Origin of the sequence: Parasphingorhabdus sp. (assembly GCF_039982395.1) — a bacterium.
Taxonomy (GTDB): Bacteria; Pseudomonadota; Alphaproteobacteria; order Sphingomonadales; family Sphingomonadaceae; genus Parasphingorhabdus.
In genome coordinates, this window is record NZ_JBDWYO010000002.1 from 54,549 (window position 1) to 68,559 (window position 14,011).

Consider the following 14,011-nt stretch of genomic DNA (forward strand, 5'->3'; position numbering starts at 1 on the left):
GGGCAATTGTCCTCAAGCCTCAAAACCAGAAGCGCAAACCGATCACATAGTTGGTGACGCTCGGGTCTTCTCCGGCAAGGCGCGCAAAATCGCGACTGCCGCCTAGTTTCCACTCCTGCTCCACGCCGACATAGGGGGCAAACTCGCGCGCGATTTCGTAGCGTAGGCGCAAACCGACCTCGATTTGGTCGATGCCGGAGCCGACCCCCAGCTCCGGCATATCCTGCGCGGACAGGCTTGCCTCCAGGCGCGGCTGCAGGATCAGGCGCTGGGTGAGGCGTTGGTCATATTCCGCTTCGATCCGAGCGGTCAGATCTCCCTTGTTAGAGAGAAAGGCTGCCGCATCAATCTCCAGCATATAGGGCGCGTGCCCCTGCAGGCCGACAACAGCATGGGTGCGACTCGGTCCCGTGAGATCCTGCCTTATGCCCGCTTGCAGATCAAAAAACGGCGCGATCGCGCGGCTGTATAGGGCTTGTATCTCGGCATCTTCTATCGCTTCGCCAAAACTGCCTTCGCCCTCGCTCTTGAACCAAAATTTGTCGAGATCACCGCCATAATAGCTCTGCAAATCCCAAAGATAGCCGCCGCTGCCCTGACGCGCCCGATATTCAAGACGGTCTCCCTGAAACCAGAACATCTGCATATTGCCATGATTTGCGTAGATGGCCTTGCGGGAAGCGCGCATGGCATCCGCTCCCCAAATGGCATCCGCAGCATTGGCCGGTCCGCTTTCTGAGCTCGCCATATCGGCGGCCGGAACGGCGGCGTGATCGCTATGGTCGATCGCGCCATGATCCATTTTCGAGTGATCGATTGGCCGGGATATCTCTGGCGGGGACTCATCGTCGCCGTGACCCATTTTCGCATGATCCATCTCACCATGGTCAGCCGCAGATTCTTCTGCCGCTGGAGCCGGGATCGAGTGGTCACTGTGGTTTTGATGTTGCGCTATTGCAGGGGCAGTCGCGATTAGTGTGACTATGGTCGCTGAGCATATCCGCAACATGATCATGCGTCTTTCGGGAAGGCGACGCTGACCGTCTGCATCATGCCGGCGTGCATATGATAGAGCAGGTGGCAGTGAAATGCCCAGTCGCCCGGTTCGTTGGTGGTCACCTCGAAGGTCGCGCTGCTACCCGGCTGGACAATCACGGTATGTTTTTTCGGTTGATGATGGCCCTGACCGTTGACCAGTTCGAAAAACATCCCGTGCAAATGGATCGGGTGCGCCATCATCGTGTCGTTGACCAGCTTCACCCTCACGCGCTCATCATAAGCAAAACGGATAGGGTCGTCACCGACCGCACTGAATTTTTTGCCGTCAAGCGACCACATATAGCGTTCCATATTGCCGGTTAGGTGCAATTCCATAGCCCGATCGTTCGGGCGTTTGTTGTGATCCATTTCAAGCGACCTGAGCATCCGATAGTTGAGCACACGGTGCGGAACATCGTCGAGGCCCAATCCCGGATAGCCGGTTCGATCCTGCGGATGCATGGATACCATGTCGATACCGGGTCCAACCCTCACCGTGTCGGGCAGCAAAGCGGTGTCGCGCATAGCCATGCTGCCACCGCCGCTATTTCCGGTTGGCTCCATCGCGCTCATATCGTGACCGCTGTGCCCCGGCTCGGCTTTTGGGGGTGGTGCAGTGTGCCCCATGGCGGCGTGATCCATCTGGCTGTGGTCCATCGTCGGCGGTTTTGCCGATCCGTGGTTCATTTTTGAATGATCCATAGCGCCGCCGTGACCGCCATGGCCACCTTCGACCATTCCGCCATGGCCCATGTCGACCATGCTCAGTAATGGCGGATCGCGCAAGGCGGGGAAGGTGGCTTTGCGTCCGGCTTTGGACGTCAAGGAAGCCTGCGCCATGCCGCTGCGATCCATGCTCTCCGCGGCCAGTGCGAAAGCACCGTCTTCGGTGGGTGTGACGATCACATCATACGTTTCTGCAACGCCGATCTGAAGCTCATCAATCTCTACCGGTTGCACATTGATACCGTCGGCCTGCACCACGGTCATCGGTAGGCCGGGCAGACGGATGTTGAAGAAGGTCATGGCGCTGCCGTTGATGATTCGCAGACGCACCCGTTCGCCCGGCGTATAGGGCAGCTCCAGCCCGTCATCGGGGCCATGTCCATTGATCAAATAGGTGTATGTTGGCGCAGAGACGTCGGCGATGTCGGTCGGCATCATTCGCATCTGTCCCCACATGCGCCGCTCTTCGCCGCTCAAATCATAATCATCAAAAGCCGCTGTTTTCTGTTCGCTGAAATAGCCTTCCGAGACTTTCAATTTCTTCATGATCGCATGGGGATGCATGGGGGTGAACTCGCTGAGCATTATGATATGCTCGCGGTCATATTGCACGGGGTCGGTGCCAATTGGGTCGATGATCAAAGGCCCGTAATGGCCCATTTGTTCCTGCAGGCCGCTGTGACTGTGCCACCAATAGGTACCCGATTGGCGCGGCTTATAGGGCACATCAAAACGGCCATCCGGCTTGATCCCGGGAAAGCTGATCCCTGGAACACCGTCAAACTGGAACGGCAGCAATAGACCATGCCAATGGATCGAGCTGTCGACACTCAGCATATTATGGATGGACAGGGTGACATCCTGACCTTCCTGCAGCCGGATAAGCGGGCCCGGCACCGTGCCGTTGACTGCAATCGCATGGCCCGACCGACCGCTGGTGGCAAAGCTGCCGTCGCCGATGTGCAGGTCGATTTTGGATCCGGAAAGCTGCTGACTGCCCTTGCGCAGCGGGCCTCCTGTGTGCCCATGCATTTTTCTGTCCATCTTGCCGACAGCCCAGGCGGGCATAGGCAGGGCGGCGGCACTGCTAAGCGCTGCAAGAGAACCGATCATGGTGCGACGAGAGACTTGCATATTGGCTTTCCTCATGACTTCTGTCTATACCCCTATAGGGTATGCTATCAAGCGAGAAGATATGGCCAAAAGTACAGCAGATTCCAAAATCACCCGACTTCATCGGATCGAGGGACAGGTCCGCGGCATCGCCCAGATGGTCGCAGATGATCGCTATTGCATGGACATATTGCATCAGGTCCAGGCCGTGAAAGCCGCGCTAGCCAAGGTCGAAAGCCAGCTTTTGAAAGACCATGCGGCTTGTTGTGTCAGCGAAGCTATTGCCTCTGGCGATGCGGCGGAACAGCGAGAGAAATTTGACGAGCTGGTAGACCTGTTCGAGAAGGTGAAGCGTTGATCAGGATGCGTATGCCATCCTGACATGGTCAGCCGGTTGCGCGGATAGGCGGGTAAGAGAATCTATCCGGCCAAAAAAACGCAAATTCCCCGTGCAAGGCTTTCCGCAATCCTCATCAACAGCATAGGTCTGTGACCTGCCCGCTAGATCGCGGCGGCCATATAGCTTGCCTGATTGATCGCGGCCTTGGCGTCGAGTTCCATCGCTTCAAAAGCGCCGCCGACCAGTTCGGCAGAAATGCCTTCCTTGTCCAGATCATCATAAAGCTCGCGCAACGGGTCTTGTCCGGCGCAGATGATGATTGTGTCGGCTTCCAAAAGCTCGGGTTGGCCGCCTTGCAAGATATGTAGGCCGGCATCGTCTATTTTCACATATTCAACGCCGTTCATCATGCCGACACCGCGCCGCGTCAGCGTGATGCGATGGGTCCAGCCGGTTGTCTTGCCAAGGCCTGCACCGACCCGGCTGTCTTTGCGCTGCAGCAAGGTGATTTCGCGGTCAGACTTCACGATCTTTGGTTCCACGCCGGTGACACCGCCGCGCGGGTGATTTTCGAAATCAACGCCCCATTCTGCCGCGAATACATCGCGATCAACGGCACCGGACGCGCCGGCATGGCTGATCAATTCAGAAACATCAAAGCCGATGCCGCCCGCTCCGATAATGGCAACTTTTTTGCCAACCGGCTTGTTGCCCTTGATGACGTCGATATAGCTGACCACTTTATCGTGATCGATGCCATCGATATCGGGGGTCCGCGGGATGATACCGGTCGAGACGATGATATGGTCAAAACCTTCCGCTTTCAGCCCGGCGGCATCTGCCCGCGTGTTAAGCCGCAAGTCGATAGAATGGACTTCGATCATCCGTCGATAATAGCGAAGAGTCTCGTAAAATTCCTCTTTGCCGGGAATGGTCTTTGCCAGGTTAAATTGGCCGCCAATTTCGGAGGATGCTTCGAACAAGGTCACCTTATGGCCGCGCTGCGCCGCCACTGTGGCGTAAGCGAGGCCGGCCGGACCGGCACCAACGACGGCAATCCGCTTCGCTTTTGTGACGGGCTCATAGTTCAATATGGTTTCGTGGCAGGCGCGTGGGTTGACGAGGCAGGTTGTTAACTTGCCCATGAACGTGTGATCCAGACAGGCCTGATTGCAGGCGATGCAGGTGTTGATCTCGTCCTCGCGGCCTTCGACAGCCTTGCGCATGAATTCGCCGTCGGCGAGCAATGGCCGCGCCATGGAGACCAGGTCAGCGTCGCCGCGCGCCAGAACCTCTTCTGCGACGTCCGGCATATTAATGCGGTTTGAAGTTATGACCGGGACGTCCACTTCTTTGCGCAATCGACCGGTCACCGACGTGAAGGCCGCCCGTGGCACCATCGTAGCGATCGTTGGCACCGCGCTTTCATGCCAGGTAAAGTGGGTGGAGATAATCGTGACACCGGCCTTTTCCAGAGCCTTGCCGAGTGCGATAATCTCTTCCCAGCTCATTCCGCCATCCAGCATGTCCATTGCCGCAATGCGGAAGATTAGGATGAAGTCCTTGCCAACGGCCGCGCGGGTTTGCTCGACGATCTCTATGGCAAAGCGCATCATATTTTCAAAAGAACCGCCATATTCATCTTCGCGAAGATTGGTTTTCTTGACCAGAAATGTAGATATCAGATAGCCGGCCGAGCCGATGATCTCGACGCCGTCATAGCCTGCTTTCTGGGCCATGAGTGCGCAATTCACATGATCGTCGATCTGTTTTTGGATACCGGCCCTGTCGAGCTCATTGGGCGGATGTTTGGCAATCCGCGATCGCACGGCTGAAGGCGCGACCATGTCCTTGTTATTGGCCAGCGGGCCGGGGTGCAATATCTGCATGCATATCTTCACATCCGCAGCGGCGCCGTGCACGGCTTCGGTGACCATCCGGTGCTTGGCGGCTTCTTCGTCACTGGACATGATGGCGCCGCCCATCGTAGATTCTGCATTGGGTGCAATCCCGCCGGTGATGATCATGCCGATATTATTGGCGGCCCGTTCCGCGAAATAGGCAGCCATGCGCTCAAAGCCACCGTCCATTTCCTCCAGGCCGGTGTGCATGGAGCCCATGATGGAGCGATTTTTAATCGTGGTGAAGCCCAGGTCGAGCGGTTCAAGCAATTTTGGATATTTCATATTCAACTTTCTATCTTAGTCTGTATTCAAAGCCTATTATTCAATATGTTAGAAGCACTGATACGTCAGTGCTAGTTTCGGGGGTATCAGGTTTCCGCGGGGGGTGAGATCAGGTTGCGCCACGCTTCTTTCGCTCTTTGTTTTCCTTTATGTTCCAATATGGTCAGGGCCGGAATGAGCATCTGCAGTATAACCGCACCGAACAGCACGCCGAAGCCCAGGCTGGCCGACATCGGTATTAGAAACTGTGCCTGGGTGCTCGTTTCAAATGTGATCGGAGCGACGCCCAGAAAGGTTGTCAGCGAGGTCAGCATGATGGGTCGGAAGCGCGATTTGGCACCATTGATAATCGCTTCCTCAATTTCCATGCCTTCGCGGACATTCTCGTTGATGAAATCAATGAGAATAAGGGAGCCGTTCACGATGACACCGGAGAGAGCAATTATTCCAAATATACTGAGGACACCAAGCGGCAGACCCAGTACGAGGTGTCCGATCAGCGCGCCAATGATCCCGAAGGGTATGACTGCCATGATGATGAGCGGTTGCATGTAGGACCGGAACGGAATGGCGAGCAACGTATAGATCATCAACAATGCGGCGAGGAAGGCGAGGCCTAGGTCGCCAAAGGATTCTTGCTGCTCCTTCTGTTCGCCGCCAAAGCGATATAGCAATTGGGGGTAATCTGCCTGTAGTTCGGGCATGATTTCGTCGGTTACCGCAGTCGCGATTTCCTGACCAGTGACGACATCAGTGTTGATGTCGGCGGTCACAGTCGTAATCCGTCTCCCGTCGGTCCGGCGGATTACCGACGGTGCCTGACCAAAGGATACTTCTGCCAGAGTGGCAAGCGGGACTTCACCGCCCGGGACGCGGACGCGGAATCTTTCAACATCGACGATCGAATTGCGTTCCTCTTCGGGCAAGCGGATATAGACACGCATATCTTCCTGTCCCCGCTGAACACGGAGGGCTTCGCTACCGAAGAAGGCCGCGCGCACCTGAAGCGCGACATCCTGCAAGGTCACTCCCAATGACCGTGCTTCGGGCTTCAACCGGAGCTGGATTTCTTTCAACCCTTCGTCCTGATCGCTTTCAATATCGAAAACGCCGGAAAAGCGGTTGAGTTTCTCCATCAGTTTGATCGAAGCCGCTTCCACCACGTCTGGATCGGGATCCGAAATTTGAACATCGACCGGCGCTCCGATAGATATCAGATCCGAAGCGAAGACGAGTGATCGGGCTTCGACAACAGTCCCGACATTTTCTCGCCATGCGTTTTCAAATTCCCGGGATGTAAGCGCACGCTGATCACCAGGAATGAAACTGAACTGGACGCTGGCAATGTTGGATGAAAAACCTTTGGTCTCGAAGGCAGGTCCGTTCACTCGCGGGGCCTGCCCGATGAGCGTGAATATGCCGCGCAAAGGTGACGGTTCGTCCTCGTCTTTTTCTGCCTCGAATTTCGCAAAGGTTTCGCGACCTTTTTGTTCGATCAGTCGAGCAATTTTCTCGGTTTCTGTGATTGTGGTTCCGGCAGGCATCTCTAGACTGGCCGTAACAATGTCGTCTTCAATTGCAGGAAAGAACGAGTTTTTGATAATGCCCGCCGGGATCAGGGCCCCGATGACAATGAACAGCGCGACGCTGCCGGCCAATATGACAAAAGGCATGCGGATAGAAAAATGCAGAGCCCGATCGAGCGGGCCGTTGACAAAAGCCTGATAGTAAACGTCCACCTTTGCTTGAAGTCGCTCAAAAAAGCGTGTGACGGGGTTGCGTGTCGGCGCGCCGGGCGCTGGCAAGTGACTGAGATGGTTGGGAAGTATCAATAGGCTTTCGACCAGCGACAAGAAGAGCACAGCGACCACGACCAACGGAATATCGGCCAGGATTTTTCCCATGATGCCGCCGATAGCGAACAAGGGCGAGAAGGCCGCGACGGTTGTCAGGACAGCAAAAATGACGGGTACGGTGACCCGCCTTGCTCCGCTTACTGCAGCGCCTAACCCTGTCCGACCGGATTCGCGCCGGGCATAAACGCTCTCGCCGACGACGATGGCGTCATCAACCACCATCCCCAATGCCAGGATGAAGCCGAACAGCGAGAACATATTGATACTCGAGCCGGCGAGATCCAGCAGGAAGATTGCGCCGACAAAGGTTACGCCGATGCCAAGGGCGGTCCAGCCAGCGAGGCGGATATCTAGGAATAGAGTGAGCGCGAGCAAAACCAGCAGCAATCCGATAGCCGCGTTCTTGAGTAGCAAACTGAGGCGTTCGTTAAGAAGTTCACTGTCATCGCTCCAGATTGCGTAGGAGATGCCCTCTGGCAAGGAATGCGCGAAGGGCCCTTCAAGATAGTCGTTGGTGGCTCTGGATACATCCAGCACGCGTTCGTTACTGGTTCGAAACACCTCCACAAAGGCCACAGGCTTGCCATTGAAAAGCGCAACAAGTTCCGAATCCTGAAACCCGTCCCGGATCTTGGCAATCTGTCCCAGGCGGATCAGGGTGCCATTTTCGTTGCTGACCAGAACGATATCTTCGAAATTCTGCTGATTGTAATTTTGTCCAATGGTCCGGACGCGAACTTCCTCGCTTTCGGTATCAATCGAACCGGCCGGACTATCGAGACTGCTGGCGGCAACGGTCCGGGATATGTCGTTGAGCGAAAGCCCGAAAGCCTGCAACGTATCTTGCGGCACCTCGATCGAAACCTCATAGTCGCGGATGGCGCTGGTATCGACAAAGGAAACTTCCGGTAGTGTCGCCAGGGACTCTTCCAACCGATACGCCGTTTCCTTGAGCGCATTTTCGGATACATCTCCAAAAATGGCAACCCGAACCACGCTCTGTCTAGAGGTCACCTCCCGGACATCGGGTTCTTCGGCTTCATCCGGGAAGGTTTGGATCTGGTCTATTTCGGCTTTGATATCGTCCAGGGCGCGGTCGATATCGGTTCCTAATTCCATCTCAATCGTCACGGATCCGGTGTTCTCAGCGGCATTGGACTGGATTTGCTTTACATTCTCGACGGCTTCAACGGCTTCTTCGATCTTCTGGACAATCGATTCTTCCACTTCATCGGGCGTGGCGCCTGGATAGGCGACGCTGACCTGAACCCTGTCGAGGCTATTCTCGGCGAAGACCTCCTGAACGATGGTTTGGTAGGAGGCGATCCCGGCAACGAACAAGAAAATCATCAAAAGATTGGCTGCGACGCCGTTGCGCGCCATAAACGCAACAAACCCCGTCTGTTCCATTATCGCTTTGCTCGGTTGCTCCGGCTGCGGAAGGTCAAGATCGGACGAGTTTGTCACTTGGTCGTTTTGGCTTTCGCCGCATTTTCCGGACTGCTGTCACTGGTTTTTGCGGTTTTGATTGCGGAACGTTCTTTTGCAATGCGAACTTGCAAACCTTCGGTCGCGATCTTCAGGCTACCGGTAATGGCCACTGGATTGGCGCCAAGTCCGGCTGTGCTGACCAGCGCCGATTTATCGGTCCGCTGATAAATATTCACGGTGACAATGCGCAATTTCCCGTCGCGAACCAACCAGACCTTATTGTCCGCTTTTAGGGCAGAAAGTGGCAAAATTGCATATGAATCGAGAGGTTTTCCGGTAATTTCCGCATCGACAAAACTGCCGACGAAAAGAGGAGGAGCGCTCGAAGCTGTGGCTGTTTTACTATCCTTTGCGACCACAGAAGCGGGTGCGCCGCCGCGGGTAGGGTTGGGAATGCGGAGGTACACGTCAATCGTTCTGGTCTTTGGATTGAGCAAGGCATTTACCCGATCCACATAGGCGGACCAGCGATAGCGGACACCGCCATAGTCGGAATATATCGACGCTTCGATCCGGTTGCCGGACCCGGCGGAAAACAATTGCGGGATCAAAGCTGCTTCTTTCTCCGATAGGGGAATGATCGCTTCATAATCTGCGGTGCTGACCATCGAACCCAAAGACTGACCCGGTTGAACATAGCTGCCCAAGGCGATTTGTTCGGCGCGAACAATGCCGGAAAACGGCGCACGCACCACAGTGCGTTGCAAGGCTGTCTGGGCGTTGGCCAGATTTGCTTGTGCGCGTCGCAGACCGGCGCGAGCAGATCGCAATTGTGGCTGTCTGGTCGCCAGACCGTTTGCGGGGCTTTTCTGTATTGCCTGATGATTGTCTGTCTCTGTCCTTTGGTTGAGCACGTCTGGTGGCAGGATCTGTGCGGCATAGTCGCTGCTATCAACGTTGGCGTAGGCGTCGCCGTAACTAGTGCCGCGCTGTTCGAATCGATCCAGTTCGGCTTTGGCCAAAGTCACTTCCTCGCGGGCCTGCATAACAGCCACATTCTGCGACGCCACATCGGCTTGCGCTGTTTGTACTGCATTGCGGTAATCCGAAGTGTCGATCCGGAAAAGAGTGGCTCCTCGCGCGATGCGCTGACCTTCGCGCAGGCTTGGATTGACGTAGACGAGCTTGCCTGCGACCTCTGCCGCCAATGTCAATTCTTCGCGCGCGCGCACTGTGCCGGCGCCCGTGATCATCAAATTTCCCGAACGAATTTCGAGCGGTTCAGCCTGAACAAGAGGAATGAGATCCTCCGGAGGTTTCTCCTCCGGTTCGGATCGGATCAGGATCAGAACGGCAGCAATCAAGATCGCTCCGAGCAGAATCAGGCCGCCGAGTACCCGTTGCCTATGCACTTATTTGTCTCCCTGAATGGCTGGAGGATCGGTCATAATGTCGGGCGCGCGGGGAACATCGTCCCAGCTTCCGCCCAACGCACGGTGAACGCCAAGCCGCGCCAAGGCGACGTCGCGTGCAGCGGATGATAAAGAGGATTGCATCTGATATTGCGCCCGTAGCGCGTCGAGATAATCGACATAGCTGCCAACGCCATTGGCAAAGCGGCGGGATTGCAATTCGACCGATGCTTTCGCCTCGTCGAGTTGGGAGAATAGGAAGCTGTAGCGCTGGCGTCCCTCTTCATAGCGTTCAATCGCGGTGCCAACCTCTTGATAAGCGGTGAGAAGGGTGCGTCCATAGACCGCGGTCTGTTGTTCATATTGCGCTTTCGCGACGTCAATATTCCCCTTGATCCTGCCGCCTTGAAATATTGGTGCTGTCAGCCCTGCTCCGAGGTTGAGCAACCAATTGTCAAATATGTTGAAAGCGCCGGACGGGTCACCGGCCTGGCTACCTGTGTTGGCGGAAAGGGTAAGGGAAGGGAAACGCTCTGCGCGTCTTGCGCCAAGATTGTAGCGCGCAGATTCGAGTCGTTGGCTCTCTGCGAAAACATCGGGGCGCTGCGACAGAAGATCGATTGGCAGGCCAGAAGGGACAGGCTTGAAGATCAATTTGGGAGTCAGTTTCTTACCCAGCAATGCGTCCATATCGTTTGAATATCGACCAACCAGAACCGCCAATTGGCCTTCGGTTGCGGTCAATTGGCTTTCCCGCTGCGGCAAGCTGGCTTGTACGTTCCGGAAGTCTTGCCGGACTTGATAGAGTTCAAAGGAGGTCGTGAGGCCGCGGCGATAGCGGTTCTCGGTCTGCTCGACGCGATCGCCCAATATGTCGATGGTTTTCGCGGTCAGCGCGATTTGATGCCGCCCATCGACAAGGTCGAAATAGCTTGTGATTGTTTCGGCCAGCACCGCGAGACGGACCGCTTGCAGGTCGGCGGATGCCGCGATCGCATCGGCACGCCCGGCCCGGGCATCATTGCGCAGCTTGCCCCAAATATCGAGTTCATAGGAAAAGGCGAGGCTGGAAGAATATGTCTCGTTCCGAAGACGCCCTGCGCCTGCGCCGGGAATCGAACCAAAATTGGTTCCGGCGGTCGGAGAATCCGAATAGCGGCTTTCCAGCCCGGCGTTCACTTGCGGGAACAGACCGCTCTTGGAAACACGGGCCCGCGCCTCGGCAGCCCTCAAACGTGCTGTTGCTTCTGCCAAATCAAGATTCTTGCTCAGGGCTTCGTCCAGCAAATTGTTGAGCACGGGGTCCTCAAAAGAGGTCCACCAGCGAGCCGGTTGATAAGCGCCGTCTGCTCCGCTTTGACTGAAGGCCGCCGGGATGCCGGCGACGAGTTCAGGCACAGCGGATTCAGGCGCCATGCTGACGCAACCGCTTGTTACCGCGGTAATCGCCAACAGCGATAATGTGACACTTTGGAATCGGTTTCTCAAAACAGCATCCGTGATTGAATCAGCTGGGACTTTACCAAGCATCAATAATATGTCAGGGAGAATAATGAACGTCAACGTTTCATTTGAACGCCATCGTTCATTTTGTGAGTAAAGATGACTATCCGGGGGAAATATGCCGTGGAAAACGCGGATAAGCATATCGTCAAAGAACGATCAGACAGGCCATCAAGCCAAAGAAAAATAAAGAAAATTTTGGCTGCAGCGCGTGCCGAATTTTTAAAGAGCGGATATTCTGCTTCGAGCATCGAGGCCATAGCGGCGCGTGCCGAAGTATCCAAAGTAACGGTATATAGTTGGTTCCAGAGCAAAGAAAATCTGTTTGGCGAAATGGTCAAGGCAGAATGTAGTCGGATGAGCGAGGGCGTTGTCGGGGAAAATCTTGAGGCTAAAAATCTCCGCGATATCCTGATTCTCGTGGCCGAGAACATGATGGGCTTTTTGATGGATGACGAAAGGATACGCTTTGATCGTATCCTTGCAGCAGAGGTGAACCGGGACCCCAGGATCGGTGAGCAGTTTCTCGACAATGGCCCACGTGCCTTGCTCAACAATATAACCAAGCTTCTGCAAATATTTGTCGATAAAGGGGAGATCCAAAGCGATGATCTCAGCGCCGCGGCAGCAATGTTTGTCAGTCTGGTGGTCGGGCGCATCGAAATGATGCTTCGCTATGGAGAGAAAATAAACTTGACCGGGCCGGAAAAGAGTGAGCGGGCCAAGCGCGCGGTTGATGCCTGGATGCTGATCCACCAAGCTTAGTTATCTGTTTTCTATGGCTATTCCCTGACAGCACGGAGAGCGGCGCCGGCTGCAAAGGGGGTGATCGCGACCAGCAGCAAGGAAATGGCTGCCAAAAATGCCAACGCGCTGCTGCTCTGCGCGGATAGGCTTCCAGCACCAAAAATGAGCAACGGAATCGCCAGTGGAACCAGCAGCAGTCCGCCCAGCGCCCCAGCCCCTTTCAGGCCAGCGGTCAGCGCCGCGATCATCACCGCCAAGCCTGCCAAAGCGGGCGTGGCAATCGCTAGGCTAGCCAATAGAGTCCCGAGGGCAACACCTTCCAGCCCCATCAAACCGCTGGCCAAAAGGGCCGCGAGCAAAAGCGGCGGGCCAAAGGCCAACCAGTGGGAAACGAGCCGGGCCGCCGCGATCATCTCGTCGGACAGACCGCGGACGATCATCTGGTCGTAGATGCCATTTTCGAGATCGGGCTGGATCAAACGGTCCAGCGGCAGCAAGGTCGCCAGCAAGGCTGCGATCCACAAAATGCCGCCACCAGTCTGCAGCAGCAGTTGCGGGTCGGGCCCAACGGCAAAGGGGAAAAGCGTTGCCGCCGATAGATAGAAGATGACCGGCAGCCATGTCCCGCCGCTGGCATAGCTTTGCCGTACATCACGCCAGATGATCGAAGCAATCCCGTTCATCACAAACATGCTTCCAATTCTTCCAATGGTTGGAGGTCCAAAGTGAAATCAAAGGCAATCGGCAGGGGTATATGGCTTGCCGCGATCAATAGGCCGCCGCTATCCAAATGGCTTTGCAAGGCCAGACCCAATTGACCGACGGAATCCGTGTCGAGGCCATTGGCCGGCTCGTCCAGCAACCAGAGACTTGCGCCAGTGAGATAGGTTCGCGCGAGTCTTGCCCGCTGTCTTTGTCCGGTCGAGAAATAGCGCACCGGCACGTCGGCCAGATGATCAAGTCCGGCGCGTGCCATCGCGGTCGACACGTCGGCATTGTCTTTGCCATCGAGCTGTGCCCAGAAACGCAACGTCTGTGCGAGCGGCAAATGTTCATCCAGCGCCAGCCGGTCATCGCAAAGGGCTATGGATTCAGGTCCGGCATAGGATCCGGCCATGGGATGCAGCAGGCCAGCGAGCAGGCGCAGCAGGCTCGATTTGCCGACGCCATTGGGCCCGGTGAGCAATCCGGCTTGTCCGGCTTCCAACACAAAATCGAGGTTGCGGAACAATATCCGTCCGCCGCGCGCGCAACTCAGGGCCTCGGCCAAGAGCCGATTGCTGCTTCCGGTTGACTGTCCTTCATTCATGGATCAGACTTAAGACATGATTTGGCGCGAAAGCCAAGCAAGGAGCGATAATTATGGTGGCGCAACTGACGGATGACGAACGCACGGTGGCTTTGGCGAAGCTGTCTGATTGGGACTATGACGCGGCGCGCGATGCGATCAGTCGATCGTTCAAATTTTCCGATTTTACCGAAGCCTTTGCGTTTATGACCCGTGTCGCCCTGCACGCGGAAAAAGCCGACCACCATCCCGAATGGTTCAATGTTTACAATCGCGTCGACATTCTGCTCACCACCCATGACGCTGGCGAAAATGGCGGTCTGTCATTGCGCGATGTGAACCTGGCCGATGTGATCGAGCTGTGCCTCTAG

11 protein-coding genes are annotated in these 14,011 nt (G+C 55.8%); 3 read left to right on the forward strand and 8 right to left on the reverse strand.

All coding sequences use genetic code 11. From position 1 onward, the window contains the following. Positions 1-19: 19 nt before the first annotated feature. Both ABJV08_RS05935 and ABJV08_RS05940 read right to left on the reverse strand, forming a co-directional pair. Positions 20-1,009, reverse strand: a complete 990-nt coding sequence (locus tag ABJV08_RS05935) for a copper resistance protein B (protein ID WP_348053352.1) — start codon at positions 1,007-1,009, stop codon at positions 20-22. A gap of 2 nt (positions 1,010-1,011) precedes the next feature. Continuing rightward, positions 1,012-2,898, reverse strand: coding sequence for a copper resistance system multicopper oxidase (locus ABJV08_RS05940; protein WP_348053354.1), 1,887 nt, complete (start codon positions 2,896-2,898; stop codon positions 1,012-1,014). 61 nt (positions 2,899-2,959) lie between these two features. Between ABJV08_RS05940 and ABJV08_RS05945 the strand changes: the two genes are divergently transcribed. Further along, positions 2,960-3,235, forward strand: a complete 276-nt coding sequence (locus ABJV08_RS05945) for a metal-sensitive transcriptional regulator (RefSeq protein ID WP_348053356.1) — start codon at positions 2,960-2,962, stop codon at positions 3,233-3,235. Between the two features lie 143 nt (positions 3,236-3,378). On the opposite strand, the gene ABJV08_RS05950 is transcribed toward ABJV08_RS05945, so the two are convergent. The 4 genes from ABJV08_RS05950 to ABJV08_RS05965 form a co-directional block, all read right to left on the reverse strand. Beyond that, positions 3,379-5,403: an NADPH-dependent 2,4-dienoyl-CoA reductase gene (locus tag ABJV08_RS05950; protein ID WP_348053358.1), complete on the reverse strand. Its 2,025-nt coding sequence runs from the start codon at positions 5,401-5,403 to the stop codon at positions 3,379-3,381. Between the two features lie 86 nt (positions 5,404-5,489). Continuing rightward, a complete protein-coding gene (locus ABJV08_RS05955; RefSeq protein ID WP_348115112.1) occupies positions 5,490-8,726 on the reverse strand; it encodes an efflux RND transporter permease subunit in 3,237 nt (1,078 codons plus the stop codon). Continuing rightward, a complete protein-coding gene (locus ABJV08_RS05960; RefSeq protein ID WP_348053363.1) occupies positions 8,723-10,102 on the reverse strand; it encodes an HlyD family efflux transporter periplasmic adaptor subunit in 1,380 nt (459 codons plus the stop codon). Before ABJV08_RS05960 ends, ABJV08_RS05955 begins: the two co-directional genes overlap by 4 nt. Further along, positions 10,103-11,632 (reverse strand): TolC family protein, encoded by a 1,530-nt coding sequence (locus ABJV08_RS05965; protein WP_348053365.1) that lies wholly within the window; start codon positions 11,630-11,632, stop codon positions 10,103-10,105. 96 nt (positions 11,633-11,728) lie between these two features. Here ABJV08_RS05965 and ABJV08_RS05970 point away from each other — a divergent pair, with 96 nt between their 5' ends. Continuing rightward, a complete protein-coding gene (locus tag ABJV08_RS05970; protein ID WP_348053367.1) occupies positions 11,729-12,370 on the forward strand; it encodes a TetR/AcrR family transcriptional regulator in 642 nt (213 codons plus the stop codon). 17 nt (positions 12,371-12,387) lie between these two features. Here ABJV08_RS05970 and ABJV08_RS05975 read toward each other — a convergent pair whose 3' ends face one another. Beyond that, positions 12,388-13,035: a heme exporter protein CcmB gene (locus ABJV08_RS05975; protein ID WP_348053441.1), complete on the reverse strand. Its 648-nt coding sequence runs from the start codon at positions 13,033-13,035 to the stop codon at positions 12,388-12,390. Next, positions 13,035-13,661 carry a heme ABC exporter ATP-binding protein CcmA gene (ccmA, locus tag ABJV08_RS05980; RefSeq protein WP_348115109.1) on the reverse strand — a complete coding sequence of 209 codons (627 nt, stop codon included), beginning with the start codon at positions 13,659-13,661 and terminating at the stop codon, positions 13,035-13,037. The genes ABJV08_RS05975 and ccmA overlap by 1 nt, the downstream gene beginning before the upstream one ends. 50 nt (positions 13,662-13,711) lie before the next feature. Between ccmA and ABJV08_RS05985 the strand changes: the two genes are divergently transcribed. Beyond that, positions 13,712-14,011 carry a 4a-hydroxytetrahydrobiopterin dehydratase gene (locus ABJV08_RS05985; protein WP_348053443.1) on the forward strand — a complete coding sequence of 100 codons (300 nt, stop codon included), beginning with the start codon at positions 13,712-13,714 and terminating at the stop codon, positions 14,009-14,011.

Excerpts from the sequence above, each read along its gene's own strand:
- ABJV08_RS05965 (WP_348053365.1), bottom strand. The coding sequence starts at position 11,632 with ATGCTTGGTAAAGTCCCAGCTGATTCAATCACGGATGCTGTTTTGAGA.
- ABJV08_RS05945 (WP_348053356.1), top strand. The coding sequence starts at position 2,960 with ATGGCCAAAAGTACAGCAGATTCCAAAATCACCCGACTTCATCGGATC.
- ABJV08_RS05935 (WP_348053352.1), bottom strand. The coding sequence starts at position 1,009 with ATGTTGCGGATATGCTCAGCGACCATAGTCACACTAATCGCGACTGCC.
- ABJV08_RS05940 (WP_348053354.1), bottom strand. The coding sequence starts at position 2,898 with ATGCAAGTCTCTCGTCGCACCATGATCGGTTCTCTTGCAGCGCTTAGC.
- ccmA (WP_348115109.1), bottom strand. The coding sequence starts at position 13,661 with ATGAATGAAGGACAGTCAACCGGAAGCAGCAATCGGCTCTTGGCCGAG.
- ABJV08_RS05975 (WP_348053441.1), bottom strand. The coding sequence starts at position 13,035 with ATGAACGGGATTGCTTCGATCATCTGGCGTGATGTACGGCAAAGCTAT.
- ABJV08_RS05950 (WP_348053358.1), bottom strand. The coding sequence starts at position 5,403 with ATGAAATATCCAAAATTGCTTGAACCGCTCGACCTGGGCTTCACCACG.